This window comes from Chryseobacterium sp. CS3K3.1 (assembly GCF_059515165.1).
Genome location: NZ_JCAKRV010000043.1, coordinates 1 through 1,846 on the forward strand (window position 1 = coordinate 1; position 1,846 = coordinate 1,846).

The window sequence follows — 1,846 nt, forward strand, 5'->3', positions numbered from 1 at the left end:
AATTTAGCCCATATCATTATGGAGCTGATAATCCTGTTATGTTTGTTGATCCTGATGGGATGAGAAGTGTTCCTTATGACGGAGGAATTATCAGTAATGTTCCTGAGGGTTCCTTTTGGTTTGCCGGGATGAATGGAAGTTTTATTTCTACTCCTGAATTTAAACAAGGAAGTCGTACCGGTGGAGGAAATAACAAAGGAACTGTACAAGGACCTAAGCCTGGTTTTTGGAAAAGTATAGGTAATTTCTTTAGAGGATTATTTGGCAGGAATAAAGGTAGTTTAGTAGTAGGTGTACCAGAAAGGATACCAGAAGATTATAGTGCCAGCGGGAGCCGGTTATTTGGTCTAATACAAGGAGCCAATTACAATCATATGGCTGAATACCGCGCACGACGTGATAACCCTTTTTATAATGAAGGAGAATCAAGTCTGGATAGATCTTTTAGATTAATGAATAGTTCCCACATAGAAATAATGCAGGACTTCGGAGGCGGTGGTTATAATATGTTTGGAGGATATGGAAGATTAGCGAGAGCAGCCGGTGTTGCAAATATAACGGAGGAAGTTTCATTAGCTGCTGAAATATCTGCTGAAGCAGAAGCAAACGGTATTAAAAGTGCTCAAAAAGGTATTAATCAAGATATTGTTGCTAAATATTTTGAACAAATGTCAAATGGAACTTATGAGCCTACCGGTGGTGCAGGTTACAAATATGAAGGAATGCATATAATAGTAGACGGAAATCATAGAATGAATGCAGCAATTAAATATGGAATTAAGACAGGAAATTTTGAATATGTAGAACAACTTATAAACAAAGGTAATTTTCCACGCCTAAACCCAAGTGACTACGGAATAAAAATCTATAAACTACCAACAAAATAATGGAAAATAAAATATCAATAATAGGATCAGAAGAATTAAAAGATTTAATTGATACAAAAGAATATATCTATATTAATTTCAGTGATGAATATTCTATTAAAATCAATCCTTTTTTTGAAAGCATTGATAATAGCGAAAAGAAAACATTAATTCAACTTTTTTTTCAACTAACAAGTATAAATATAAGAATTGATGATCTTTTAGGTAAATTACATATAATTGTGTTAAAAATTTTATTAGACGGCAAAAAAGACAAGATTATAATTAATAGTTTAGGTCTTTCTAATGATTCAATAATATTTTTAAAATCCAATTTTGAGAAAATATTACAAAATTTTAAGAATAAAAACTTGACTATATATAAGTTTGAAGTTAAAGAGCCTTCAAATTTTGTTTATAAAAAAAGATAAAGACAATGCTACTAAACTTCCTTTGGGTGATATTTATCGATTCAATTCAGTAAATTATCCTGTATTCTGACAAGTTCCAAACATATTGATCCATAGATTTTTAAATAATATGAATAATAAAAATTTTTGTTGCGAAAGACTAGAAGGTGCATATAGTGTACAGAACGGATTTGGTCTTAATTTTAGAATTGTGAAATTTGGTAATGTTCCAAACATGTTGGTAATAAATTAGAGTATTGAAAATCAATACTCTAATTTTAAAAATACTAGTAAAAATGTAAGGTTGAGATAATATTGGGGATAGCCAGAGCAGAAGAAAGGAGAAAATAGGCTATTTAAAATATTGAAGATCATACAAGGTGTTTCAGATGTTGGTAAAAAGACCACCTTGGAAATGCCAGGGTAACCTTTGCCAAAAACAGCACAGGCGCTCCTGAAATTATCGATACCAACAATTATTACCCTTTTGGGCTGAACCATATCTCGGGCTCGTTCAGCACCTCAGGTTTCGGAAGTTTCTACAGCTATAAATATAATGGCAAAGAACTT

2 protein-coding genes are annotated in these 1,846 nt (G+C 32.0%); both read left to right on the plus strand.

The window, feature by feature from the left end; genetic code table 11:
- The coding region (locus AC5YGI_RS21980) for a ParB N-terminal domain-containing protein (RefSeq protein WP_496169806.1) at window positions 1–887 on the plus strand (887 nt) is incomplete at its 5' end.
- Entirely contained in the window at window positions 887–1,297 is a 411-nt protein-coding gene (locus AC5YGI_RS21985; RefSeq protein ID WP_330744415.1) for a hypothetical protein, read from the plus strand. The genes AC5YGI_RS21980 and AC5YGI_RS21985, both read left to right, overlap by 1 nt.
- The last annotated feature ends 549 nt before the right edge of the window (window positions 1,298–1,846 follow it).